Source organism: Pseudomonas sp. NFACC46-3 (assembly GCF_900114515.1).
Classification (GTDB): Bacteria; Pseudomonadota; Gammaproteobacteria; order Pseudomonadales; family Pseudomonadaceae; genus Aquipseudomonas; species Aquipseudomonas fluorescens_Q.
Window position 1 is genome coordinate 43015 of the sequence record NZ_FOTH01000032.1, and the last position, 23877, is coordinate 66891.

Annotated in this window: 21 protein-coding genes; 14 read left to right on the forward strand and 7 right to left on the reverse strand. The window is 62.5% G+C overall.

All coding sequences use genetic code 11. The annotated features are described in order from the left end of the window. Positions 1–15: 15 nt before the first annotated feature. The gene (hrpB, locus tag BM300_RS24675) at positions 16–2532 is read right to left on the reverse strand and encodes an ATP-dependent helicase HrpB (RefSeq protein ID WP_092464241.1); all 2517 of its coding nucleotides are present in this window, start codon (positions 2530–2532) and stop codon (positions 16–18) included. A gap of 95 nt (positions 2533–2627) precedes the next feature. On the opposite strand from hrpB, the gene BM300_RS24680 reads away from it, so the two are divergent. Continuing rightward, a complete protein-coding gene (locus tag BM300_RS24680) occupies positions 2628–3047 on the forward strand; it encodes a polyribonucleotide nucleotidyltransferase (protein WP_092464243.1) in 420 nt (139 codons plus the stop codon). Between the two features lie 28 nt (positions 3048–3075). Continuing rightward, positions 3076–3969 carry a cation diffusion facilitator family transporter gene (locus BM300_RS24685; RefSeq protein ID WP_092464245.1) on the forward strand — a complete coding sequence of 298 codons (894 nt, stop codon included), beginning with the start codon at positions 3076–3078 and terminating at the stop codon, positions 3967–3969. Positions 3970–4105: 136 nt separating this feature from the next. On the opposite strand, the gene BM300_RS24690 is transcribed toward BM300_RS24685, so the two are convergent. Continuing rightward, positions 4106–5125, reverse strand: a complete 1020-nt coding sequence (locus BM300_RS24690; protein WP_092224989.1) for a DUF6515 family protein — start codon at positions 5123–5125, stop codon at positions 4106–4108. A gap of 415 nt (positions 5126–5540) precedes the next feature. Here BM300_RS24690 and BM300_RS24695 point away from each other — a divergent pair, with 415 nt between their 5' ends. Both BM300_RS24695 and BM300_RS24700 read left to right on the forward strand, forming a co-directional pair. After that, positions 5541–6020, forward strand: a complete 480-nt coding sequence (locus BM300_RS24695; protein ID WP_025215622.1) for an Lrp/AsnC family transcriptional regulator — start codon at positions 5541–5543, stop codon at positions 6018–6020. 235 nt (positions 6021–6255) lie between these two features. Then, positions 6256–6465, forward strand: a complete 210-nt coding sequence (locus tag BM300_RS24700) for a DUF2788 domain-containing protein (protein WP_007937369.1) — start codon at positions 6256–6258, stop codon at positions 6463–6465. Here BM300_RS24700 and BM300_RS24705 read toward each other — a convergent pair. The 4 genes from BM300_RS24705 to BM300_RS24720 all read right to left on the reverse strand — a co-directional run bounded on the left by BM300_RS24705 (position 6460) and on the right by BM300_RS24720 (position 12949). Next, positions 6460–7026: a pseudouridine synthase gene (locus tag BM300_RS24705; protein ID WP_161951762.1), complete on the reverse strand. Its 567-nt coding sequence runs from the start codon at positions 7024–7026 to the stop codon at positions 6460–6462. The two genes, BM300_RS24700 and BM300_RS24705, sit on opposite strands and share 6 nt — an antisense overlap. Positions 7027–7164: 138 nt before the next feature. Next, the gene (gene amn / locus BM300_RS24710; protein ID WP_170862101.1) at positions 7165–8664 is read right to left on the reverse strand and encodes an AMP nucleosidase; all 1500 of its coding nucleotides are present in this window, start codon (positions 8662–8664) and stop codon (positions 7165–7167) included. Between the two features lie 179 nt (positions 8665–8843). After that, positions 8844–10493: an acyl-CoA dehydrogenase family protein gene (locus tag BM300_RS24715; protein ID WP_092464247.1), complete on the reverse strand. Its 1650-nt coding sequence runs from the start codon at positions 10491–10493 to the stop codon at positions 8844–8846. Positions 10494–10564: 71 nt separating this feature from the next. Next, complete coding sequence (locus tag BM300_RS24720) at positions 10565–12949, reverse strand: hybrid sensor histidine kinase/response regulator (RefSeq protein WP_092464249.1); 2385 nt, start codon at positions 12947–12949, stop codon at positions 10565–10567. 413 nt (positions 12950–13362) lie between these two features. Here BM300_RS24720 and BM300_RS24725 point away from each other — a divergent pair, with 413 nt between their 5' ends. The 5 genes from BM300_RS24725 (at position 13363) to BM300_RS24745 (ending at position 17756) form a co-directional block, all read left to right on the forward strand. Continuing rightward, a complete protein-coding gene (locus BM300_RS24725; protein WP_003205858.1) occupies positions 13363–14160 on the forward strand; it encodes a hydroxymethylpyrimidine/phosphomethylpyrimidine kinase in 798 nt (265 codons plus the stop codon). A gap of 17 nt (positions 14161–14177) precedes the next feature. Further along, on the forward strand, positions 14178–14804 hold the full coding sequence (thiE, locus tag BM300_RS24730) for a thiamine phosphate synthase (RefSeq protein ID WP_063324243.1): 627 nt from the start codon (positions 14178–14180) through the stop codon (positions 14802–14804). A gap of 28 nt (positions 14805–14832) precedes the next feature. After that, positions 14833–16116 carry a glutamate-1-semialdehyde 2,1-aminomutase gene (hemL, locus tag BM300_RS24735; protein ID WP_092464251.1) on the forward strand — a complete coding sequence of 428 codons (1284 nt, stop codon included), beginning with the start codon at positions 14833–14835 and terminating at the stop codon, positions 16114–16116. A gap of 217 nt (positions 16117–16333) precedes the next feature. Continuing rightward, positions 16334–16888 carry a tetratricopeptide repeat protein gene (locus BM300_RS24740; protein WP_003205863.1) on the forward strand — a complete coding sequence of 185 codons (555 nt, stop codon included), beginning with the start codon at positions 16334–16336 and terminating at the stop codon, positions 16886–16888. A gap of 130 nt (positions 16889–17018) precedes the next feature. After that, positions 17019–17756 carry a type III secretion system effector phosphothreonine lyase gene (locus BM300_RS24745; RefSeq protein ID WP_092464253.1) on the forward strand — a complete coding sequence of 246 codons (738 nt, stop codon included), beginning with the start codon at positions 17019–17021 and terminating at the stop codon, positions 17754–17756. A 45-nt stretch (positions 17757–17801) separates the two neighbouring features. On the opposite strand, the gene BM300_RS24750 is transcribed toward BM300_RS24745, so the two are convergent. Further along, on the reverse strand, positions 17802–18131 hold the full coding sequence (locus BM300_RS24750) for a DUF1820 family protein (protein WP_003185742.1): 330 nt from the start codon (positions 18129–18131) through the stop codon (positions 17802–17804). Between the two features lie 133 nt (positions 18132–18264). Between BM300_RS24750 and miaB the strand changes: the two genes are divergently transcribed. From miaB to lnt, 5 genes are all read left to right on the forward strand, one after another. Beyond that, positions 18265–19593, forward strand: coding sequence for a tRNA (N6-isopentenyl adenosine(37)-C2)-methylthiotransferase MiaB (gene miaB, locus BM300_RS24755; RefSeq protein ID WP_170862100.1), 1329 nt, complete (start codon positions 18265–18267; stop codon positions 19591–19593). Positions 19594–19810: 217 nt separating this feature from the next. Beyond that, a complete protein-coding gene (locus BM300_RS24760) occupies positions 19811–20821 on the forward strand; it encodes a PhoH family protein (RefSeq protein WP_063324241.1) in 1011 nt (336 codons plus the stop codon). Further along, positions 20814–21272, forward strand: a complete 459-nt coding sequence (ybeY, locus tag BM300_RS24765; protein WP_072345401.1) for an rRNA maturation RNase YbeY — start codon at positions 20814–20816, stop codon at positions 21270–21272. The genes BM300_RS24760 and ybeY overlap by 8 nt, the downstream gene beginning before the upstream one ends. 40 nt (positions 21273–21312) lie before the next feature. Further along, complete coding sequence (locus BM300_RS24770) at positions 21313–22152, forward strand: HlyC/CorC family transporter (RefSeq protein ID WP_003205870.1); 840 nt, start codon at positions 21313–21315, stop codon at positions 22150–22152. A gap of 27 nt (positions 22153–22179) precedes the next feature. Beyond that, positions 22180–23703 (forward strand): apolipoprotein N-acyltransferase, encoded by a 1524-nt coding sequence (gene lnt, locus BM300_RS24775; protein WP_092464255.1) that lies wholly within the window; start codon positions 22180–22182, stop codon positions 23701–23703. The last annotated feature ends 174 nt before the right edge of the window (positions 23704–23877 follow it).

Sequence of the window (23877 nt, forward strand, 5' to 3'; positions counted from 1 at the left end):
CTGAATTGCCTCAGCTTATTTACGCGGCTTGACCCGCGCCGTCGCCTCCGCCACCAGCGGATCATCCGGCCAGTAGTGCTTGGGGTAGCGCCCCTTGAGGTCCTTCTTCACCTCGGCGTAGGTGCTGCGCCAGAAGTTCGCCAGGTCCTGGGTGACTTGCACCGGTCGGCGCGCCGGTGACAGCAGGTGCAGCTTGACCACCTGCCGCCCGCCAGCGATGCGTGGGGTGTCGGCCAGGCCGAAGAGTTCCTGCAAGCGCACCGCCAGGATCGGTGGATGCTCGCTGTAGTCCAGGCGGATCGACGAGCCCGAGGGCACGCTCAAATGATGGGGTGCCTGTTCGTCCAGGCGTTGCGGCAACGGCCAGGGCAACAGGTTGTGGACGATGCTCGACAAGTCCAGGTTGGCAAAATGGCTGAGGCGCGAGACTCGGCCCAGATACGGCATCAACCAATGTTCGAGGCTGCCCAGCAAGGCACTATCGCTGACATCCGGCCATTGGCTCTCGCCCTTGGCGTCCAGGTCCAGGCGACGCAGCAGCGCCACCCGCGCCTGCCATTGCCGCAGTTCCGGGGTCCAGGGCAATAATTCCAGGCCCTTGCGCCGCACCAGGTTCACCAGGGCCTGGCTACGGGCAGACTCATCCAGGCCGGTCAGCGGTTCGCGGCTGAGCACCAGTTCGCCAACCTTGCGCTGGCGCTCGGCCCGCAGTACGCCTTCGCGCTCATCCCAATCCAGTTGATCCACCGTGTGCACCTGCTCGGCCAATACCGAGTCGAACAGTGCCGGGTCGAAATCCGTCGCCAGGTAGATCCGTTCTTCCCGCTGCCCCTGGCGGCTGCCCAGGTCGGCGATCACCAGCCACGCTTGTTTCATCAGGCTGTCGGCCTCGGCAAACAACGCCGCACGGCCGTTGGCCAGGCGATATTCAGCGCCGCCGGGCCGACGCTGCTGGGCGACGCGGTCCGGATAGGCCAACGCCAGCAGCGCACCGAGCCAGCGCGGGTGATCGGGATCGGCGACGGCTTCTTCGGCCTTGCCTCGTAAATAGCCGCGATATTGCCGGGCCAGTTGTCGCGCCCGCTGCACCCCGCCCTGGGCGCCGCGCGCCGCGCGCTCTTCGCCGGACAGCAGCACCAGACGACTGTGCAAGTCCGCGCCGGCGCCGCGCAGAATATCGCGCTCGCCCAACAGTGCGGCGACGTTGCAGGCCATGTCCGCCAGCCCCAGCGCCTGACCGCGCAGCAGCAGATGAGCGATACGCGGATGGGCCGGCAGCTCGGCCATGGCCTGGCCGTGGCGGGTCAGTTGCTCGCCCTCCAGCGCGCCCAGGCGTTGCAGCAAATCCTGGGCCTGGGCATAGGCGGCGGTGGGCGGAATGTCGAGCCAGACCAATTGCGCCGGCGTCACGCCCCAGCGCCCCAACTGCAGGGCCAATCCGGCCAGGTCCGCCGACAGAATCTCCGCGCTGCCGTAGGCGGCCAATTGTTCATGCTGGTCTTCGGACCACAGTCGATAGCAGACACCAGGCTCCAGACGTCCGGCCCGACCGGCCCGCTGGGTGGCGCTGGCTCGGGAAATGCGCTGGGTGTCGAGCCGGGTCATGCCGCTGCCCGGGTCGAAACGCGGCACCCGGGCCAGTCCGGCGTCGATCACCACCCGCACGCCATTGATGGTCAGGCTGGTTTCGGCGATGTTGGTGGCCAGTACCACTTTGCGCTGGCCGGGCGGCGCGGGGTCGATGGCAGCGCGCTGAGCGGCGAGGTCCAGTTCACCGTGCAGCGGACAGAGCAACACATTGCCGCCCTCGCCCAAGGCCTCGGCCAGTTGCTGATGGACCCGGCGAATCTCCGCCTGCCCGGGCAAGAACACCAAGACGCTGCCGGTTTCATCGTGCAGTGCTTCCAGCACGGTCTGCACCAACCGCGGCTCGATGAACTCGCCGGGCTGGAACGGCCGGCCCCAGCGCACCGTCACCGGGAACATGCGGCCTTCGCTGCGCAGGATTGGCGCATTGTCCAGCAACCCGGCCAGGCGCTCACCTTCCAGGGTGGCGGACATCAGCAGGATCTTCAGCGGTTGGTCTTCGCGAAACAGCTCCCGGCCGTTGAGGCTCAAGGCCAGGGCCAGGTCGGCGTCGAGACTGCGCTCATGGAATTCATCGAAAATCAGCAGCCCTACGCCTTCCAGCGCCGGGTCGTCCTGCAAGCGCCGGGTGAGGATGCCTTCGGTGACCACTTCAATGCGGGTCTTGGGGCCGACCTTGCTGTCGAGGCGAATCCGGTAGCCAACGGTTTCACCGACCTTTTCCTTAAGCTCGCTGGCCAGTCGCTCGGCCGCCGCCCGTGCCGCCAGGCGCCGGGGTTCGAGCATCAGGATGGTCTGCCCGGCCAGCCAGGGCTCGTTCAGCAAGGCCAGGGGAACACGGGTGGTTTTACCGGCACCAGGCGGCGCTTCGAGCACGGCTTCGTGGCGCGATGCCAAGGCTTGACGCAGGGCGGGTAAAACTTCATCAATCGGCAAAGAAATCATGCTGGCTCCAAAACAGAGGGCCGAGTATAACGGCGAACTGTTTAGCGTGGTCTGGACTCCAACCAGCAACGCCTTTACCTGTTCAGGAGATTGCTATGCGTATTCCCTTTCGCGTGATCGGTGGCGTCCTGGTCGCCGCCCTGCTGACTCAAATCAGCGCCTGTGGCTCGATCTTCTACCCGGACCGCCGCGGCCAGATCGACGGCAAGATCGACCCGGCGATTGCCGCCCTCGATGCCGTCGGCCTGCTGTTCTACATCATCCCCGGCCTGATCGCCTTCGCCGTGGACTTCGCCACTGGCGCCATTTACTTCGAGCCGGGCAAAAGCGTCCAGATCGAGCCAGAAAAACTCAAGCCGGCCATCAACCCCGACGGCACCGTCAATAACCACGTGTTGCAGGTGATCCTGGAACGCGAACTGGGCCGCAGCTTCCCGCTGGACGATCCTCGGCTGATCCAGCACAAGGGCAGCGCGCAACAACTGGCCGCCCTCGGCCTCAAGCCCGCCGCATGACAAGCGCTACTGAAGGAACGACCGCGCCATGACCACCAGCACCGAACACGCCCGTCTGCTGCGCCTGGCCACCCGGGCTTCGGTGGCCGTGGCGCTCATCCTGGTCGTCGCCAAGGCGCTGGCCTGGTGGCTGAGCGGCTCGGTGAGCATGCTTGCCGGCCTGACCGACTCGGCACTGGACGGCGTCACCTCACTGCTCAATCTGCTGGCGGTGCATTACGCCCTGCGCCCCGCCGATGATGATCATCGTTACGGTCATGGCAAGGCCGAATCCCTGGCCGGCATGGCCCAGGCGCTGTTTATCGGCGGCAGTGCCGTATTGATTGCCTTGCAGGCTTTCGAGCGGCTGAAAAACCCGGTGCCGGTGGATGCCCCCTGGCTGAGCGTCGGCGTGATCGTGTTTTCCCTCGGGCTGACCCTGGCGCTGCTGGCGTTGCAGCATCGGGTCATCCGCGCCACCGGTTCCAACGCCGTGCGTGCCGACTCGCTGCACTATCGCTCCGACTTGTTGCTCAACGGCAGCATCCTGGTGGCGCTGGTGCTGGCCGGGTTTGGCTGGTATCAACTGGACGCCTGGTTCGGCCTGGGGATCGCCATTTACATTCTGTGGAGCGCCGTCCAGATCGCCCGGGAAAGTTTCGCCGTACTGATGGATCAGGAACTGCCGCCCGACGTCAGCCAGCACATGCTGGAACTGGCCTGTGCCGTGCCGGGCGTCGTGGGCGCCCATGACCTGCGCACGCGGATTTCCGGTAACCACTGGTTCGTGCAGTTGCACCTTGAACTGCCGGGGGAATTGACCCTGTCAGTGGCCCACGGCATCAGTGACCAGGCCGCCGACGCGATCCATCGCGCCTACCCGAAAGCCGAAGTGCTGGTTCACGCTGATCCGCTGGAAGTGGTCAACGGCGCCAAGGCCTGATCCCCGAGGCCCGACACAGAACCTGTGGCGAGGGAGCTTGCTCCCGCTCGGTTGCGCAGCGACCGCAAAATCTTGGGGCCGCTTCGCAGCCTTGCGGGAGCAAGCTCCCTCGCCACAAAAGGGGATCTGCGCTAAATCAATAAGTCACCTGATACCCACGGCTGCTCAAGCAACTGCCCTGGGCTTGGCGATAGGTCTGCACCACTTCCGGCGCCGGCGGGTAGGTGTAGCGACGTGGATCGAAACCACTCTGCTGTACCGCCCAGCGATAGCAATCGTACCCGTCCTGGTTGACCTGCTCGGGCGACTGGCCGTTGGCCGGATACGCCACCACATCGAAACTGTTGCCTTGGGGTTGCGGCTGCGGGTTGGCGACCGGCGCATCGACCACGACGTAATCCTGGGTGTTGGCTTCGTAGATGTAATAGGCGCCGGCGGCAAGAAAGAACAGCGAACTGCCGATCCACACCTCCCGAGCGTAATCCGGCAGATACCGGGTACGAATGCCCCGCGGTGGCGCGACCACGACATAGCGCGGCCCTTGCGGGCGATACCAGTAGCCGCCGGAATAGAAATAATCCTGGCCGCGATAAGGCACGCGGTAGTTGCGATCCGGGAAACGGTCGATCACGTACCCCGGGCGGTACTGCGGGCCCGGGCCCCAGCCATTGCCATGCCCGTCCGGGCGGCCGGGCCAATGCTGTTCAGGGCGGTTGTCATGGCTTGGGCGTGGCCCGCCGCTGGGATAGCCATCGCTGCGACGCGGGATATCACGGTAATACCCCGGTTGCGGTTCGCGGGTCTGGGTCACGCTGTCGGGCCGGCCCTGGATCGGCAGGTTGTTGCCGGGCTGCGGCTGCGGCTGCGGACGGCCATGGGCGTTGGGATCCTGGGGCGGACGCTCATACCGCTGTTCGCCACCCTGGTATTGAGGTTGTGGCCTGACCTCGAACTGACGGCTGTTGTCGCCCCGAATGATTTCGTTGTTTTGCGACCGTTGCTGCGCCGGGTAACCCTGGCCGTTGCCACCGCGCCCGTCCGGGCCGCGATTGCCATCCGGGCCGCCACGGTTTTGCTGATCGTCGGCCATTCCCTGCGCACTGACACTTGCCCACAACAGACCAACACCTGCCAAACGCCAGATGCGCGACTTCATGAAATTCCTCACAACGGTTCAGGGCCTGATGATAAGACTCGGAAAAGCCGAGGCCGGTTCTGCGATAGGTTATCAGCCACGGGGTTTATTTCGCAGGCATTAAAAAAGGGAGACCCGTCGGCCTCCCCTTGAGAATTTCGTCCGTGCTCGACGCTTATGACGTCGGCTCACCTCACGCCGTCTTCTGGACAGTGTGCAGCTCGGGGGTCTGCCAACACCGGTGGGTGCCGCGACCGCAGCCGGCCTGATTGGGCGGGCTGCACTGGACTGTTTGTCCGAGCAGTGATCTTGGTGATAAGAATAAGCCTGGGGCGCCGGCAGAGGATTGCTAAGATTGCGGAAATAAACATCACTTGCGCAATTTTTAACCCTGGATAGATAATCTTCCGCAATTATCCAGATAAAGGCCCGACCGATGAGCAAACTCGACCGTTACGACCTGAGCATCCTGGCGGAATTGCAGCGCGATGCGCGCATCTCCAACCAGGAACTGGCCGAACGCATCGGCCTGTCGCCCTCCCCCTGTTCGCGACGGGTCAAGCAATTGGAGGATGACGGCTACATCACGCGTCAGGTCGCCCTGCTCGACCGCAAAATGCTGGGCCTGAGCCTGACCGCCTACGTATTGATCGGGATGGACCGTCACACCCCCGAGCGTTTCGAGAACTTCGAAGCAGCCATCCGCAACCTGCCGCAAGTACTGGAGTGCAGCCTGGTCACCGGCATGGACGCGGATTACCAACTCAAGGTGGTGGTACCGGATATGGACCATTACCAGAAACTGCTGCTGGGGCATCTGACCCGGATCGATGGCGTCACCAGCGTGCGTTCGAGCTTTGTGCTGAACCAGGTGCTCAACAGCACCGAGTTGCCTTTGACTCACCTGCGCAGCTGACCGCTTTTGTGGCGAGGGAGCTTGCTCCCGCTGGGTTGCGAAGCGACCCCAAGCTTCGGCCGGATTGCCAGTGGACCGGTTTGCGACTGCTGCGCAGTCGAGCGGGAGCAAGCTCCCTCGCCACAGCCCAGCCGATGAATAGCTGCGACACACCGCCGCAGGCCAATCCCGCGTCCGCGCCTCATGCCTTATACTCGCCGCGCCTTTTCAACCCCGCTTACGCCGGAGTGTCCTGATGGATCCTGCTGTTTTCGAAGAGTGGATGATGACCGGCCTGGTCAGCATCCTGATCATTTTCATGGGTTTCATCGTCTGGGACCTGGCGAAGAAATCCAAGGCCGGGCGTTTCGGCTCGTTCATTCTGTTTTTTGTGCTGGGGTTGGGCGTGGCGGCGTTCGTGATCAAGAGCGTGGTGATCGGCCTGATCGAGTCCGGGACGTTATAAGCGCGCCGGCACTTCCCTCCACTGGCCCTGATCGAGTCCTTCGAGGGTCCAGTCGCCGATCCTGACCCGCACCAAGCGCAGTGTCGGCAGGCCCACCGCGGCGGTCATGCGCCGTACCTGGCGGTTGCGCCCTTCGCGGATCACCAGTTCCAACCAACTCGTGGGTACGCTTTTACGAAAGCGCACCGGCGGGTTGCGCGGCCATAACTGCGGCTCGTCCAACTGGCGCGCCTCGGCTGGCAAGGTCATGCCGTCGTTCAACGCCACCCCATCGCGCAAACGCTGCAACTGTTCGGCATTCGGTTCGCCTTCCACCTGCACCCAATAAGTCTTGGCCAGCTTGTGCTTGGGGTCGGCGATACGCGCCTGCAACTGCCCATCATTGGTGAGCAACAGCAAGCCTTCGCTGTCACGATCCAGCCGCCCGGCCGGGTAGATGCCCGGTACGTCGATAAAATCCTTGAGCGTCGCCCGCCCTTCACCGTCACTGAATTGCGTCAGCACATCGAAGGGTTTGTTGAACAGGATCAGCTTCGGCTCGGCCGGCGGGGCCTTGGCCACACGGCGCGGGGCGGAGGCTGGAAGCTTCGCGCCAGGGCGACGGGAAGCGGGGCGTGGAGGACGGGGCATGGTGGCACGGCATCTAACGGTCAGGACCGCCAATGCTAGTGGTCTGACCGCTAAATAACCACCGCCGTATCAACGGAACGGCGGCTCGTCGAAGCTGCGCAGCTTGCGCGAATGCAACGAGTTGAGTTCCGTGCGCAACAGGTCCAACGCCTCGATGCCAATCTTCAAGTGCTGGTTGACCGCTCGCTCATAGAACGCGTTGGCCGAGCCCGGCAGCTTGATTTCGCTGTGCAGCGGCTTGTCCGAAACACACAGCAACGTGCCGTACGGCACCCGCAAGCGATAACCCTGGGCGGCGATGGTGCCGCTTTCCATGTCCACCGCCACGGCGCGGGACAGGTTGATCAACGGACGCTCCTGGGCCCAGCGCAATTCCCAGTTACGGTCGTCGTAGGTCAGCACGGTGCCGGTGCGCAGGCGTTTCTTCAGCTCGTCGCCCTTTTCGCCAGTGACGTTGGCCGCCGCTTGCTGCAAGGCCATCTGCACTTCGGCCAGGGCCGGAATCGGAATGTTCGGCGGCACCACGCGGTCGAGGATCCCGTCGCGGCGCATGTAGGCATGGGCCAGCACGTAGTCGCCAATGGTCTGGGACTGTCGCAGCCCGCCGCAGTGGCCGATCATCAGCCAGCAATGGGGCCGCAGCACGGCCAGGTGGTCGGTGATGTTCTTGGCGTTGGACGGGCCGACACCGATGTTCACCAGGGTCACGCCATGGCCATCATTGGTTTGCAGGTGATAGGCCGGCATCTGGTAACGGTGCCAGACCACGCCGGCAGCGATGGCCGATGCTTCTCCATGGTCCATGTTCTTGTCGATGATCACGTTGCCCGGCAGGACCATGCGCACAAAGCGCGGGTCGCTGCGCAGTTGCTCCAGGCCATGGACGATGAACTGGTCGACATAGCGGTGGTAGTTGGTCAGCAGGATCCACGGCTGCACATGGCGCCAGTCGCTGCCGGTGTAGTGCACCAGCCGGCGCAGGGAAAAATCCACCCGCGCCGCGTCGAACAGCGCCAGGGGCAGCGGGTCGGTGTTTTCCCAATCATAGAGGCCGTCGGCAATGCCATCGGTGGCGGCCGACAGGTCGGTGCTGGGGAAAACTCGTGCCAGCACGGCGGCGGTCACGCCGGAGCCGGCCAGTTCGTCGCCCTGCTCCACCACGTACGGGTACGGAATGTTCTGCTCGCTGACGCCCACTTCCACGGTGACGGTAAAGTCGTGCATCAGCGGGACCAGCTGTTCCAGCAGGTATTTACGGAAGGCGCCGGGGTGGGTGACGGTGACACTGTAGGTGCCGGGCAACTGGACCTTGGCATAGGCGCGGGTGGTTTGCGGGACTTCGCCGTGGCAGTGGTAGGTCAGGCGCAAGGCGGGATAGCGAAACAACGCCCTTTGCTCGGCGTCCGGCTCGACGCGATCCTTGAGATAACGCATCAGCGCCTGGTTCAACGCGGTGGTCGCACGTTCGTGCAGGGCCGCCAGACGATCCACGGCTTGTTCGGCGGTTTGAACGACAATAAACGCTTCGGTCACGATCAGCTTCCTGTGTTCTGACTTGCAGGCCTTCATCTTGCCTGCATCGCCGCCCGACGGGAACAGTGGCGTATTGGGTATTCTCGGCGTCATGAAAACCTGTGGGAGCGGGCTTGCCCGCGAAGGCGTCAGCACATCCAACCTCTTCGGCGGCTGACATACCGCTTTCGCGAGCAAGCCCGCTCCCACAGCACTCTGTGTTGGCCGTAGCCTGCCTAGAATCCATGCGGGGTCGAGCGGGTAACGATGGCCTCGACATTCAAGCCCCGAGGCAAGGCGCCGTACACCCGGCCGACCGAACCCAGGCGACTGGCGATGAAGGCATCGCTGACGTCGCTGTTGCCCGCCTCGAGCAACAGCTTGGCTTGCAGGCCCACGGCGATGTCTTCGGTCAATTGCCGGGCGCGGTACTGGATATCGTCGGTGTCCTTGAACGCGGCGTGCAATTGGTGGATGTGGCCAGCCAGGCGCTTGTCGCCGTGGCCGTCGCCCAATTCGCTGAACAATACCTCCAGCACGCCGGGCTCCTTGGACAAGGCGCGCAGCACATCCAGGCATTGCACGTTGCCGGAGCCTTCCCACGTCGAGTTGACCGGCGCTTCGCGGTACAGACGCGGCAGGATGCTGTCTTCGACGTAGCCGGCACCGCCCATGCATTCGGCGGCTTCGTTGATCATCGCGGGGGCGCGCTTGCAGATCCAGTACTTACCCACCGCCGTCACCAGCCGGGCGAACTTGGCCTCGTGCTCGTCATTCAAATGGTCCAGCGCCCGGCCCATGCGCAAGCTCAAGGCCAGGGCGGCCTCGCTTTCCAGCGCCAGGTCAGCCAGGACATTCTGCATCAGCGGCTGTTCGCTCAACAGCTTGCCGCCGACCTTGCGGTGCGCACAGTGATGACTGGCCTGGGTCAACGCCTGGCGCATCAGGGCGCTGGAGCCGACCATGCAATCGAAGCGGGTCATGGCCACCATCTCGATGATCGTCGGCACGCCGCGGCCTTCTTCACCGACCATCCAGGCCAGTGCGCCACGGAACTCGACTTCGCTGGAGGCGTTGGAACAGTTGCCCAGCTTGTTCTTCAGCCGCTGGATGTAGAACTGATTGCGGGTGTCGTCGGGGCGATGGCGCGGCAGCAGGAAACAGGTCAAGCCCTTGTCGGTCTGGGCCAAGGTGAGGAAGGCATCGCACATCGGCGCCGAACAGAACCATTTGTGGCCCACCAGCTCATAGGCTTGGCCCGGGCCGCTGGCGCCCACCGGATAGGCTTTGGTGGTGTTGGCCCGCACATCGGTGCCGCCCTGCTTTTCGGTCATCGCCATGCCCAGGGTCACCCCGGCCTTGTGGGTCATGCCGACATTGCGCGGGTCGTATTCGGTGGCGAGCACCTTGGGCACCCAGTGCTCGGCCAGATCCGGCTGCAAGCGCAGCGCCGGCACGCTGGCGAAGGTCATGGTCAGGGGGCAGCCGGTGCCGGCTTCGGCCTGGCTGTGCAAATAGGTCATCGAGGCACGGGCGACATGCGCGCCGGGTTGCGGATGCGCCCAGGGCAAACTGGGCAGGCCGTGCTCGACGGCGGTGCGCATCAACTGGTGATAAGCCGGATGGAACTCCACCAGGTCGATGCGATGGCCGTAACGGTCGTGGCTGGAGAACACCGGTTTGTTCTGGTTGGCCAGGAAACCCGCTTCCATCAACGGCCCGCCGGCCAGCGCCCCATACGCATCGATCCGCGCCTGCGCCCAGTCCGCCCCAAAGTACTGCGACCACTGCTGCAGCGGCAGGTCGATGCGGTACAGGTTGGCGCCATCCAGGGACGGTGGTTGGTTGGTGACGTCGTGGGTTTCAGCGAACTGGTGCAGGTTCATGACAGGGCTCCTCGATCGGGCAGGGATTCAGTTAAGCACTGCCTCCAGGCCGGACAAAGTGTCATATCCGCCTAAATATCGGCGCTTTCACCCTGTCTCGGGCAAAGCACCCGGCGCTGGAGCATCGCCTGCAGTGCCTCGAATTTCACGGGTTTGTTCAGGTAATCGATCTGAGCGCCCGAGGGGCAGCATTCGCGCGCCACATTCGGGCTGACCACCAGCACCGGCAGTTCCTCGCAGCCGGGCAAGGTGTGGATCTGGCAGCAGAGCGACACGCCGTCCAGCGGCGGCAACTGGCAGTCGAGCAGCACCGCATCAAAGCGCTCGCCGTGCAGCAGATCCAGCGCGGCGCGGCCACTGTCGGCGGTGCGCACCCGATAACCGAGCTTGAGCAACATGCCGCGCATGACCAACTGATCGATGCTGTTGTCATCGGCCAGTAGCACCGTGCAATCCTGCGGCACACGCGAGCTTTGGCGGCCACCGAAGGAAAACGGCGTCGGGACCGCCGCTGGCAAGGCCACGTCAAACTCAACGTCCAACTGGAAACGGCTGCCACGACCGGGTTCGGAGGTGTGGGTCAGGCGTCCGCCCAGCAATTCCACCAGTTGCCGGCAGATGGCCAGGCCCACGCCGAGACCGCCGTATTCGCGGGTCATCGAGCCGTCGAGTTGGAAGAAGCGCTGGTACAAGGTCGCTTCCCCCAGGTCGGTAAAACCGATTCCGGTGTCGATGACAGCAAAGGACAGCACCAGCCGATCAAGCGCCGTCGGCCTGCCGCTGACTCGCAGGGCCAGGCCGCCAACCCGGGTGAACTTGATGGCGTTGTCCAGCAGGCATTCCAGGCTCTGGGCCAGTTTGCCACTGTCGCCAAGCAACCGGTCCGCGAGGCCAGGGGCCACGTCGACCTTGAAATCCAGGCCCTTGGCCGCCGCATTGGCGCCGAACTGCACCTGCAGCGCATCGACCACCCCACGCAGGCTGAACGGTGCCGGATAGACCTTGAGCTTGCCGGCCTGCAACTCGGTCAGGGTGAGGATGCCGTTGACCATGCGCATCATGTCCCGCGCCGAACCAGCGGCGGTCTGTTGATACTGGGTCAGCTCCTCATCCATCTCGACGGTTTCCATCAGCTCAAGGGAACCGATCACGCCATTCATCGGCGTGCGCAGTTCATGGGTCAGGGTGGCGAGGAATTCATCCTTGAGCTTGTTGCCGTGGGCCAGTTGCTGGTTGAGCACTTCGAGTTTCTGCCCGGCGTCCAACAGGGTCTGGGCCTGCTGTTCGCGCATGGCATTGATGCGGTCGGCCAGGGCCAGGGACAACAGTGCCACTTCGATGGCCGAGCCGATCTGGCTGGCGTACATGGTCAAAAAGACGTTCGGCAGGTAACCGAGCACCATCAACGTATTGACAATGCCCCCCAGCAGAAACGCCGACCAGGCAATGATGAAATAACGCGCCACCCGCAGACCACGCCACCAGGCAAACAACCCGGCAGCAAAGATCGCCACCGTGAACAGCAGCGCCAACACCGTCGCCAGGCGCAGCGCCAGGGCATAACTGGTCATCAGCGACAGGCCGACCACCACGGCGCTGTAGGCGATCAGCGCCAGCAGCAAGCGGTCCAGCCAACGGCTGTGCTGGGCGGTTTGCAGGAAACTGCGGGCGAACTGGCTGCCAAACAGGCCCGCGCAGCCAATGAAGAACGGCGTCGCGGCGTTGGCCCACCAGGGGTTGTCCGGCCAGAAATACTCCACGGCGGCACCGTTGACCGACAACTGGTACAGGCCGAATGAGGCAATGTAGAAGATGTAATAGAGGTAGCTGGTATCGCGCACGCTCAGGTAGATGAACAGGTTGTAGACCAGCATCCCCAGCAGCACGCCATAGATGATCCCCAGTACATACAAGCGCACCGGCTGTTGTTCGAGGTAAGCGGTGCTCGACCACAGCGTCAGCGGCGCCTGGATCGAACCCTGGCTTTGCAGGCGCAGGTAGAGGGTCTGCCGTTGTTCGGGCTTGAAAGCCAGGCTGAACAGGTAGTTGTTCTGGCGGATCTCGCGGCTGGCGAACGGCAAGGCATCACCGGTCTGGCGAACCAGGCGATAGCCCCCCGACGCATCGGGCAAATACAAGTCGAGGTGGTCCAGCGGCGGGTATGCCAGCTCCAGCAGCCAGGTACGCTGGGCGTCCGGATTGGCAGGACGGTAGTGCAGGTCGATTTTCAACCAGAAGGCTGATCGCGAGTAACCGGCGTTCAGCGTGGCTTGGTCGTGGGCTTTGAAAGCACCGGCGCCAGCCTGGGCCAGGACATCGTCAATAGAGGCCGTGCCGCTCGCATCTTCGAACACCTGCAGGGCATGGCCCAAGGGCAGGTTTTGGGTGAATTCATCGAATTCGAGAGCACTTGCCAGAGGGGACAAGCACAGCAACAACATCAGCAAATAGCGCATTTAAGCCCCAGCGCGGCCTGTCCGGTTGAGTCAGGAAGCCCCCCATTCCCTGAGTAGACGTAAAACCGGCATTACCTGTTATGAGTTGGATCCATCTCTAGCATAGCCGTTGATGGCCAATTTGCACCATTGAAATTTTTCCTACAGAAGGCTCTAGAACGGGCGTTCCAGCGCTAAGCATTGAAATAGAGCTGTTGCTTTGGTCAGACAGGAATCTTGAACGATGACCGTGGCGAGGGAGCTTGCTCCCGCTGAGGTGCGAAGCGCCTCCCCGATAACAGGCGGCCGCTTCGCGCCCGAGCGGGAGCAAGCTCCCTCGCCACGATGAGCCGGGCCTTGCCATCACAGCCAGCGTACAAATCCTCTGACTCCCGCCAACCGATAAAACAGGTTTGGTGGTAAGCTCGCGCACCATGAATATCTACAGCTCTCGCCCCGTTGTCCTCTGTCTCTCCGGCCACGATCCCAGTGGTGGCGCCGGCTTGCAGGCAGATATCGAAGCCCTGCTCGCCCAGGGTTGTCATGCCGCCCCTGCCGTTACCGCATTGACCGTGCAAGACACCGTCAACGTCAGCGATTTCCGAGTGCTCGACCGAGAGTGGGTACTGGCACAAGCCAATGCCGTGCTCAACGATGCCCAGGTGGCAGCGGTCAAGCTGGGGATGCTTGGCTCACTGGAAATGGTCGACACGGTGGTCGAACTGCTCCAGGCGCACCCGCACCTGCCGATGGTCTGCGACCCGGTGCTGCGCGCCGGCGGTGGCGGGCGCCTGGGCAAGGATGAGGTCGGCTACGCCATGCGCGAACGCCTGCTGCCCCTGGCAATCATCGCCACCCCCAACCTGCCTGAAGCACGCATCCTTGCTGAATTGCCCGAGGGCAGTGCCGACGAGTGCGCGGAAAAACTGCTGCCCTTCGTCAAACACCTGTTGATCACCGGTGGTCACGGCGACGAACATGAAGTCCATAATCGCCTGTACAGCCGTGACGGCGGGCGCGAGACCTTTACCTGCCAGCGTCTGCCCGGCAGTTATCACGGTTCCGGCTGCACCCTGGCCAGCGCCCTGGCCGGTCGGCTGGCCCAGGGCGAACAGCTCGCCAGCGCCGTCAAGACGGCACTGGATTACACCTGGCGCACCCTGCGCGATGCCGAACAACTGGGCAAAGGCCAGTTCGTACCGCGTCGCCTGCCGCTGGATTTCTGCTCGTAGCACCGGAGGCCTGTGGAATGAAATTACGTGGCCTTTACGCCATCACTGATAGCCAATTGCTGGCCGGCAAGTTCCTCGCTTATGTAGAAGCGGCGCTGGAAGGTGGCGTCACCCTGCTGCAATACCGCGACAAAAGCAGCGACGAGGCCCGCCGGCTGCGGGAAGCCGAAGCACTGCGCAACCTGTGCGAACGCTACAAGACCCAGTTGATCATCAACGACGACGCCGAACTGGCCGCGCGCCTGGGCGTTGGCGTGCACCTGGGCCAGACCGATGGCCCGTTGGCGCCAGTGCGGGCACTGCTCGGGCACAAGGCGATCATCGGTGCCACTTGCCACGCCAGCCTGGCACTGGCCGAACAGGCCGCCAGCGAAGGCGCCAGTTATGTCGCGTTCGGGCGTTTCTTCAATTCCAACACCAAGCCCGGCGCCCCCAGCGCAAACCTTGAACTGCTCGCACAGGCGCACCTCAAACTGCATATCCCGGTGTGCGCCATTGGCGGCATCACCCTGGACAATGCCGCCCCGCTGGTGGCCCACGGGGTCGACCTGCTGGCGGTGGTCCACGGCCTGTTCGGCGCCGACAGCACCACTGAAGTGACGCGCCGCGCCCGCGCCTTCAATGAGCTGCTGCAGATCAAATAGTCTATTTTCCGTTTTCGAGAGCCCAACCATGTCCCGTTCCGAAACCCTGTTTGCCAATGCCCAGAAACACATCCCCGGCGGCGTGAACTCGCCCGTTCGTGCGTTCAAGAGCGTCGGCGGCACCCCGCTGTTCTTCAAGCACGCCGAAGGCGCGTACGTCACCGACGAAGACGACAAGCGCTATGTGGATTACGTCGGCTCCTGGGGCCCGATGATCCTCGGCCACAGCCATCCGGACGTGCTGGATGCGGTGCGCAAGCAACTGGTACACGGCCTCTCCTACGGCGCCCCGACCGCGATGGAAACCGAGATGGCCGACCTGGTCTGCTCGATCGTGCCGTCGATGGAAATGGTGCGCATGGTCAGCTCCGGCACCGAAGCGACCATGAGCGCGATCCGCCTGGCGCGGGGTTTTACCGGCCGCGACAGCATCATCAAGTTCGAAGGCTGCTACCACGGCCACTCCGACAGCCTGCTGGTCAAGGCCGGTTCTGGCGCATTGACCCAAGGCGTGCCGAGCTCGGCAGGCGTACCGGCAGCGTTCGCCAAACACACCCTGACCCTGCCATTCAACGACCTCGAAGAAGTCGAGAAGATGCTCGGCGAAGTCGGCCAGGAAGTGGCGTGCATCATCGTCGAGCCAGTGGCCGGCAACATGAACTGCGTGCCGCCGGCACCGGGTTTCCTCGAAGGCCTGCGCAGCCTGTGCGACCAGCATGGCGTGGTGTTGATTTTCGATGAAGTGATGACCGGTTTCCGCGTGGCCCTCGGCGGCGCCCAGGCCCATTACGGCGTCACGCCGGACCTGAGCACCTTCGGCAAGATCATCGGCGGCGGCATGCCGGTGGGCTGCTTCGGCGGCAAGCGCAAGATCATGGAATGCATCGCGCCGCTGGGCCCGGTCTACCAGGCCGGCACCTTGTCGGGCAACCCCCTGGCCATGGCCGCCGGCCTGACCACGCTGCGCCTGATCAGCCGCCCGGGCTTCCACGCCGAACTGACCGACTACACCACCCGCCTGCTCGACGGCTTGCAGGTTCGTGCCGACGCGGCCGGCATTCCGTTCGTGACCACCCAGGCCGGGGGCATGTTCGGCCTGTATTTCAGTGGCGCCGATGACATCGTCACCTTCGAAGACGTGATGGCCAGCGACGCCGACCGCTTCAAGCGCTTCTTCCACCTGATGCTCGACGGCGGCGTGTACCTGGCCCCGAGCGCATTCGAAGCCGGTTTCACCTCCATCGCCCATGGCGAGACCGAGCTGAAGATCACCCTCGATGCGGCCGAACTGGCGTTTGCCGCGCTGAAGTAAGCCTGTGGATAACTGACGCCGGCTGAAGCTGGCGTCAGCGATTGCTGACAACCTCCCGCCTTTTTCCTACGTATTTATGCCCGAAGCAGCTATTAGCATTCCCTCGCAGCAGAAAAACGAGTAAAGACTTTGTAAGGATGGCCCTGCTTATTTCATAATGCGCGCTTATTGGATCCCCCGGAGGGTCCGCGCGCCCCTCAGAGGTAAGTCGATTCCCATGAACCGCACCGGCCGCACCCTTGCCTTGGGCTGCCTGTTGCTCCTTCAGCCCCTGCTCGCGAATGCACAGGCAGGCGGTAACTCGTTGTTGATCCCGGCGCTGGGCCGTTGCACGCTCAATACCCAGCCACAAGATCTCGCACCGGCACTCGACGCCTGTCAAAAAGCGGCGGACGCAGGTGATGCACAAGCGCAATACGAGTTGGGCGAGTTCTACTACGAAGGCAAGGCTGCGCCGCGCGACCTCAAGAAAGCCCTCGACTACTTCGAAAAAGCCTCGCTGCAAGGTCATGCCCAGGCGCAATTCAAGCTCGGCGGCATGTTCTTCCATGGCGAAGGCGTGCCAGCCAACAACGTCCAGGCCTATATCGTCCTGAAGATGGCCGCGGTCAACGGCGCCGAAGAAGCCCTGGACACCGCCGACGAAGTCGCCGAGCAAATGCCCCGTGACGAGTTGGAAGTGGCCACCCAGGTGCTGGGGCAGATCTTTCGCAAATACCTGATGGAATTGCAGAACGCCGATGGGCGTACGCCTTTTTCGCCGCTGCCCTAAGAGACCTGACATACTTTCTGCGAGGCTCCGCGAGCAAATAGGTAGGAATTAAGTGGATGCGCGCTTTATGAAAGCCCTTTTTTGTCGTGCGCTTTAGATTGTCTGCCTGTCTTGAACAAGAGCATGACCCATGCCCATTGCACATCGTCCAACCGCCTTATCCTTGACTCCTCTCAACATACAGTTTTCGAATGTCCAACCAGAAACGTCGCCTGCCCTAAAGGACCTCAAACATAGCTTTGACGGGTTAATGCAACAGATTCGAAGCGAACCCTCTCCCGTTTTTAAAGAGTCTATGCATCCGGTGGACTATTCAGCCATGCGCGAAAGCAGCTTTTTCCAAAAACACAACGATTTCATTATCACCAATAGCGTTGAAGATGTGTTCATCCATGCGCGACGCGAACTTTCTCGATGCTCTGGGAATTTTGAGGGCGATAAATTTCATTTAAGTGTGCACAAGCAGGATGTTCCGGATGCATTCAACGCCTTATCCAGTTTGCTATTTTCTGAAGACTGTCCGTTCGATAAATGGAAGGTGACCGATATCACACGGTCAGCATCAGGGCATCGCACCAGCGAAGGCGCTCAATTTACATGCTATGCAAAACCTGACACTGAAGACTCTCGCTATACAGCAGAAGGGTTGTATCGCATTCGCTGCTTTATGGATCTATTGGAGGCAACCCTTATCGATCACGACATTCGACCCGGCCACCAGCCAGAATCAGATGTCCGACCGGCTTACTGGCATTACACCAGCTACCGAAATGAACTACGCAGTCAGCGTGAAGGTAGTGAAAATCAGAGCGATGTGCTACGCAATGAACCCTTCTATCGACTAATTACCGAATGCCTTTATCCATAAACCGATGTCATATAGGACATGCAGCTCAAGCCTGAATGGCTGTCGCTACTTCTCAGGCATCGGCATCGGAAACGGCATCACATTGCCGACCGCGCCGCGGGCTTCGCTGATTTTCGGGGTGCCCAGGCGTTCGACTTCGTCGATGCGCACGATCGAATGCATCGGCACGAAGCTGCGCACCACGCCTTCGAACTGCGCCTTGAGCTTTTCCTCGCTCGGATCGACGACCACTTGCGTGCGCTCGCCAAAGACGAATTCTTCCACTTCCAGGAAACCCCACAGATCACTTTGATAGATCTGCTTGGCGTACATTTCGAACACCTGGCCCTGGTTGAGGAAAATCACCTTGTAGATTGGAGCTTCACGTTTGGTCATGGCTGGCGAAACACATCGGCGGGTAAAAATGAGGGCGCGAACTATAGCATAGCCACTGCTCGCACAGCGGTAGGAACCCAGGGACTTGTTCCCTATAATGCGCGGTTCTTTGAATCACGTGATGATCCCGTCCATGGCCAAGAAGCTTTACATCGAAACCCACGGTTGCCAGATGAACGAGTACGACAGCTCGCGCATGGTCGATCTGCTGGGTGAACACCAGGCCCTGGAAGTCACCGCCCGCGCCGAAGACGCGGACGTGATCCTGCTCAACACCTGCTCGATTCGCGAACGCGCCCAGGACCGGGTGTATTCCCAGCTCGGCCGCTGGCGCGAACTGAAGTTGGCCAACCCGGAAATGGTCATCGCCGTGGGCGGTTGCGTGGCCAGCCAGGAAGGCGCGGCCATTCGTGATCGCGCGCCGTACGTGGACGTGGTCTTTGGCCCGCAGACCTTGCACCGCCTGCCGGAGATGATCGACGCCGCCCGCAGCACCAAGCTGCCGCAAGTGGACGTTTCGTTCCCGGAAATCGAAAAATTCGACCACCTGCCCGAACCGCGTATCGACGGCCCAAGTGCCTACGTGTCGGTGATGGAAGGTTGCAGCAAGTACTGCACGTTCTGCGTGGTGCCCTACACCCGCGGTGAAGAAGTCAGCCGACCGTTCGACGACGTGCTCGCCGAGATCATCCACCTGGCGGAAAACGGCGTGCGCGAAGTGACCCTGCTGGGGCAGAACGTCAACGGCTATCGCGGCCTGACCCATGACGGGCGCCTGGCGGATCTCGCCGAACTGATCCGCGTCGTGGCAGCGGTGGATGGCATCGACCGCATCCGCTACACCACGTCTCATCCGCTGGAGTTCTCCGACAGCCTGATCCAGGCCCACGCCGAAGTCCCCGAACTGGTCAAGCACCTGCACCTGCCGGTGCAATCGGGCTCCGACCGGATCCTTGCGGCCATGAAACGCAACCACACGGCGCTGGAGTACAAATCCAAGCTGCGCAAGTTGCGCGCAGCAGTGCCGGGGATCTGCATCAGCTCGGACTTTATCGTCGGCTTCCCTGGCGAAACCGAGAAAGACTTCCAGCAGACCATGAAGCTGATCGAAGACGTGGGCTTCGACTTCTCCTATTCCTTCGTCTACAGCCAGCGTCCTGGCACTCCGGCGGCCGACCTGGCGGACGACACGCCCGAAGAACTGAAAAAGGAGCGGCTCAACGCCTTGCAACATCGCCTCAACCAGCAAGGTTTCGAGATCAGCCGACAAATGGTCGGCTCCGTCCAGCGGATTCTGGTGACCGATTATTCGAAAAAAGACCCCGGCGAGCTGCAAGGACGTACCGAAAACAACCGCATCGTCAACTTCCGCTGCGACACCCCGGCCCTGATCGGCCAGTTCGCCGACGTGCACATCGACGCCGCGCAACCGCACTCCCTGCGCGGTTCGTTGATCCAGTAACAACGCGAATCCTTGTGGGAGCGGGCTTGCTCGCGAAGGCGGCATACCAGGCGATACCTGTACTGGATGAAAGACCGCTTTCGCGAGCAAGCCCGCTCCCACAAAAGACCGCGCCGGTCGCTGGAATCAGATTCGCCTGTTTAAGAGCTTTCGCACCCAGCCTACTGGCGTTATCCTTGATTTCACCTTAATTGCCCCCGGGCGGCTAAAAACGACCTTGAACGCACCCATCGAACCACATCGCTTTATTCTCGAGCCCTTTGAGGCTCGCCGCTTCGCCAATCTGTGCGGGCAATTCGACGAGCACCTGCGCTTGATCGAACAGCGCCTGGCCATCGAGATCCGCAACCGCGGAAACCAGTTCGAACTGATCGGCGAACCCAAGCACACCACCTCCGCGGAAAACCTGCTGCGCCGTCTCTATCGGGAAACCAAGGGGAGCGAGCTGTCGCCGGATACGGTCCACCTGTTCCTGCAGGAGTCGGCTGTCGAAGAACTCGACAACCATGCCCCGTCGGAACCTGCCGTGGCCCTGCGCACGAAAAAAGGCATGATTCGCCCGCGCGGCTTGAATCAGCAGCGCTACGTGAAGGAAATCCTGGGCAACGACATCAACTTCGGCATCGGCCCGGCCGGTACCGGCAAGACCTACCTGGCCGTGGCCTGCGCCGTCGATGCGCTGGAACGTGAACAGGTGCGGCGTATCCTGCTGGTGCGACCGGCGGTCGAAGCGGGTGAAAAACTCGGCTTCCTGCCCGGCGACCTGGCCCAGAAAATCGACCCGTACCTGCGCCCGCTCTATGACGCGCTGTATGAAATGCTCGGCTTCGAATACGTCGCCAAGCTGATCGAGCGCCAGGTCATCGAGGTCGCGCCGCTGGCCTACATGCGTGGTCGGACCCTGAACAACAGCTTCATCATCCTCGACGAAAGCCAGAACACCACGGTCGAGCAGATGAAAATGTTCCTGACCCGCATCGGCTTCGGCTCCACCGCCGTCATCACCGGGGACATCACCCAGGTCGACCTGCCCCGCGGCACCAAGTCCGGGCTGAACCATGTGATCCAGGTGCTCAAGGACGTGCCGGGCATCAGTTTCACGCACTTCATGCCCAAGGACGTGGTGCGTCATCCGTTGGTCCAGCGCATTGTCGAAGCCTACGAGCGCTTCGAGCATCGCGAGGCCGACGATGCGCCTGAAGGCAAAGGCAATCGCCACAATGCTTGAACTCGACCTGCAAGTGGCCTGCAAACACGCCGCCCCCAGCGAAGCCCAGTTCCGCCAATGGTGCGAACTGGCCCTGCGCCAGCGCAGCGCCGACTCGGAGCTGACGATCCGCCTGGTGGACGAGCCCGAAGGCCGTGAACTGAACCACACCTGGCGGCAGAAAGACTACGCCACCAACGTGCTGTCGTTCCCCGCCGACGTACCCGACGAACTGCTCGACATCCCACTGCTGGGCGATCTGGTGATCTGCGTCCCGGTGGTGGAGCGTGAAGCAGCCGAACAAGACAAGACCCCCGAGGCTCACTGGGCCCATCTGGTGATTCACGGCTGCTTGCATCTACTGGGTTACGACCATATAGAAGATGACGAAGCCGAAGAAATGGAAGCACTGGAACGAACGTTGCTTGCAGAGCTGGGTCATCCCGACCCCTACGCCGGCGACGAACACTGATACATCAACCTGTAACGACAAAGGATTCAGAGTAATCGCTATGAGCGAAGATCGATCGAGCAACGGGCAGAAGTCATGGCTGGGCAAGCTCACCCAGGCTTTTGCCCATGAGCCGAAAAACCGCCAGGAGCTGCTGGAGCTGCTGCGCGATGCACACCAGAACAAACTGCTGGACAGCGAAGCGCTGGCCATCGTCGAAGGCGCCATCCAGGTCGCTGACCTGCAAGTCCGGGACATCATGGTCCCGCGCTCGCAGATGGTCAGCATCAAGGCGACCCAGACCCCCCGTGAATTTTTGCCCGCCGTGGTCGACTCCGCTCACTCGCGCTATCCGGTCGTCGGCGAGAGCCATGACGACGTCATGGGCGTGCTGCTGGCCAAGGACCTGCTGCCGCTGATCCTTCAGGAAAACGGCGACAGCTTCAACATCAAGGACCTGTTGCGCCCGGCCACCTTCGTGCCCGAGTCCAAGCGCCTGAACGTGCTGCTGCGTGAATTCCGCGCCAACCACAATCACATGGCCATCGTCATCGACGAATACGGCGGCGTGGCCGGCCTGGTCACCATCGAAGACGTCCTCGAGCAGATCGTCGGCGACATCGAGGACGAGCACGACGTCGAGGAAGACAGCTACATCAAGCCCCTGCCCAGCGGCGACTTCCTGATCAAGGCCCTGACGCCGATCGAGAACTTCAACGAATTCTTCGACAGCCAATTCTCCGACGATGAATTCGACACCGTCGGCGGCCTGGTGATGAGTGCGTTCGGGCATCTGCCCAAGCGCAACGAAACCACGGAAATCGGCTCCTGGCGCTTCCGCATCCTGAATGCCGACAGCCGTCGGATTCACTTGCTGCGCCTGTCGCCCATTGGCCGATAACCCCTGCGAGACCCGCTAAGGACAAAAATGCGCTGGATAACCCGCCCCGGCTGGCCCGGTAACCTGCTGGCCATGGCGGCCGGTGCGATCACCACCCTGGCCTTGGCGCCGTTCGACCTCTGGCCGCTGGCATTGCTGGCGGTCGGCTTGTTCTACGCCGGGCTGCGCGAGCTCTCGCCACGCCAGGCCCTGGGCCGAGGCTGGTGTTTCGGTTTTGGCCTGTTTGGTGCCGGCACCAGTTGGATCTACGTCAGCATCCACAACTTCGGCGGCGCCTCGGTGCTGCTCGCCGGGTTATTGATGCTGCTGTTCATCGCCGCCATCGCCTGGTTCTTCGCCCTGCCCGCCTGGCTGTGGGCACGCTGGTTGCGCCGCAACGAGGCGCCGCTGGCCGATGCCCTGGCGTTCGCCGCGCTGTGGTTGGGCCAGGAAGCTTTCCGCGGCTGGTTCCTCACCGGGTTCCCCTGGCTGTACTCCGGCTACAGCCAGCTCAACGGCCCGCTGGCCGGCCTCGCGCCGCTGGGCGGGATGTGGCTGATCTCCTTCACCCTGGCCTTGACCGCCGCGCTGCTGTACAACGCGCCCCGGTTGATCCGCACCGGGCGCAAGGGCTTTATCGCCGCGGGCGTGATGCTGCTAATCGGCCCATGGGTGACCGGCCTGGCCCTCAAGGGCCATGCCTGGACCAGTCCTTCGGGCGACCCGCTGAGCGTCGCGGCGATCCAGGGCAACATCGAACAAAGCATGAAGTGGGACCCCGAGCAGCTCAACGCGCAGTTGGCGCTGTACCGCGACATGAGCTTTGCGTCCAAGCGCGTCGACCTGTTGATCTGGCCGGAAACCGCAGTACCGGTGCTCAAGGAATCTGCCCAGGGTTATCTGGACATGATGGGCAGCTTCGCCGCCGAGCGGCATTCGGCGTTGATTACCGGTGTGCCGATTCGCCAACTGGTGCGCCACGAGAAGCGCTATTTCAACGGCATCACCGTGACCGGCGAAGGCGACGGTACTTACTTGAAGCAAAAGCTCGTGCCGTTTGGCGAATACGTGCCGCTACAGGACATCCTGCGCGGCCTGATCGCCTTCTTCGACCTGCCCATGTCGGACTTCGCCCGGGGCCCGGCCGACCAGCCACTGCTGCAAGCCAAGGGTTACCAGATCGCGCCGTTCATCTGCTATGAAGTGGTCTATCCGGAATTTGCCGCCAGCTTGTCAGCGCGCAGCGACCTGTTGCTGACCATCAGCAACGACACCTGGTTCGGCACCTCGATCGGCCCGTTGCAACACCTGCAAATGGCCCAGATGCGCGCCCTGGAAGCCGGTCGCTGGATGATCCGCGCCACCAACAACGGCGTCACCGGGCTGATCAACCCGTTCGGCCAGATCACCGCACAGATCCCGCAATTCGAGCGTGGCATCCTGTACGGCGAAGTGGTGCCGATGCACGACCTGACGCCGTACCTGCAATGGCGCTCATGGCCGCTGATCATTTTGTGCCTGTCGCTGTTGGGCTGGGCGTTGATGGCGAGCCGGATGGCCAAGACCGTTTAAGGCCTCTGGCACCCCTTGTGGCGAGGGAGCTTGCTCCCGCTGGGTGGCGCAGCCGCTCCGTTTTTCCCAACCACTGAAGATGTTCCAGCCCGGCGACAGTGGCGTCTGCTGCGCAGCCGAGCGGGAGCAAGCTCCCTCGCCACAGAAGCTCGCTAGCCCATGACATTGGCGAAC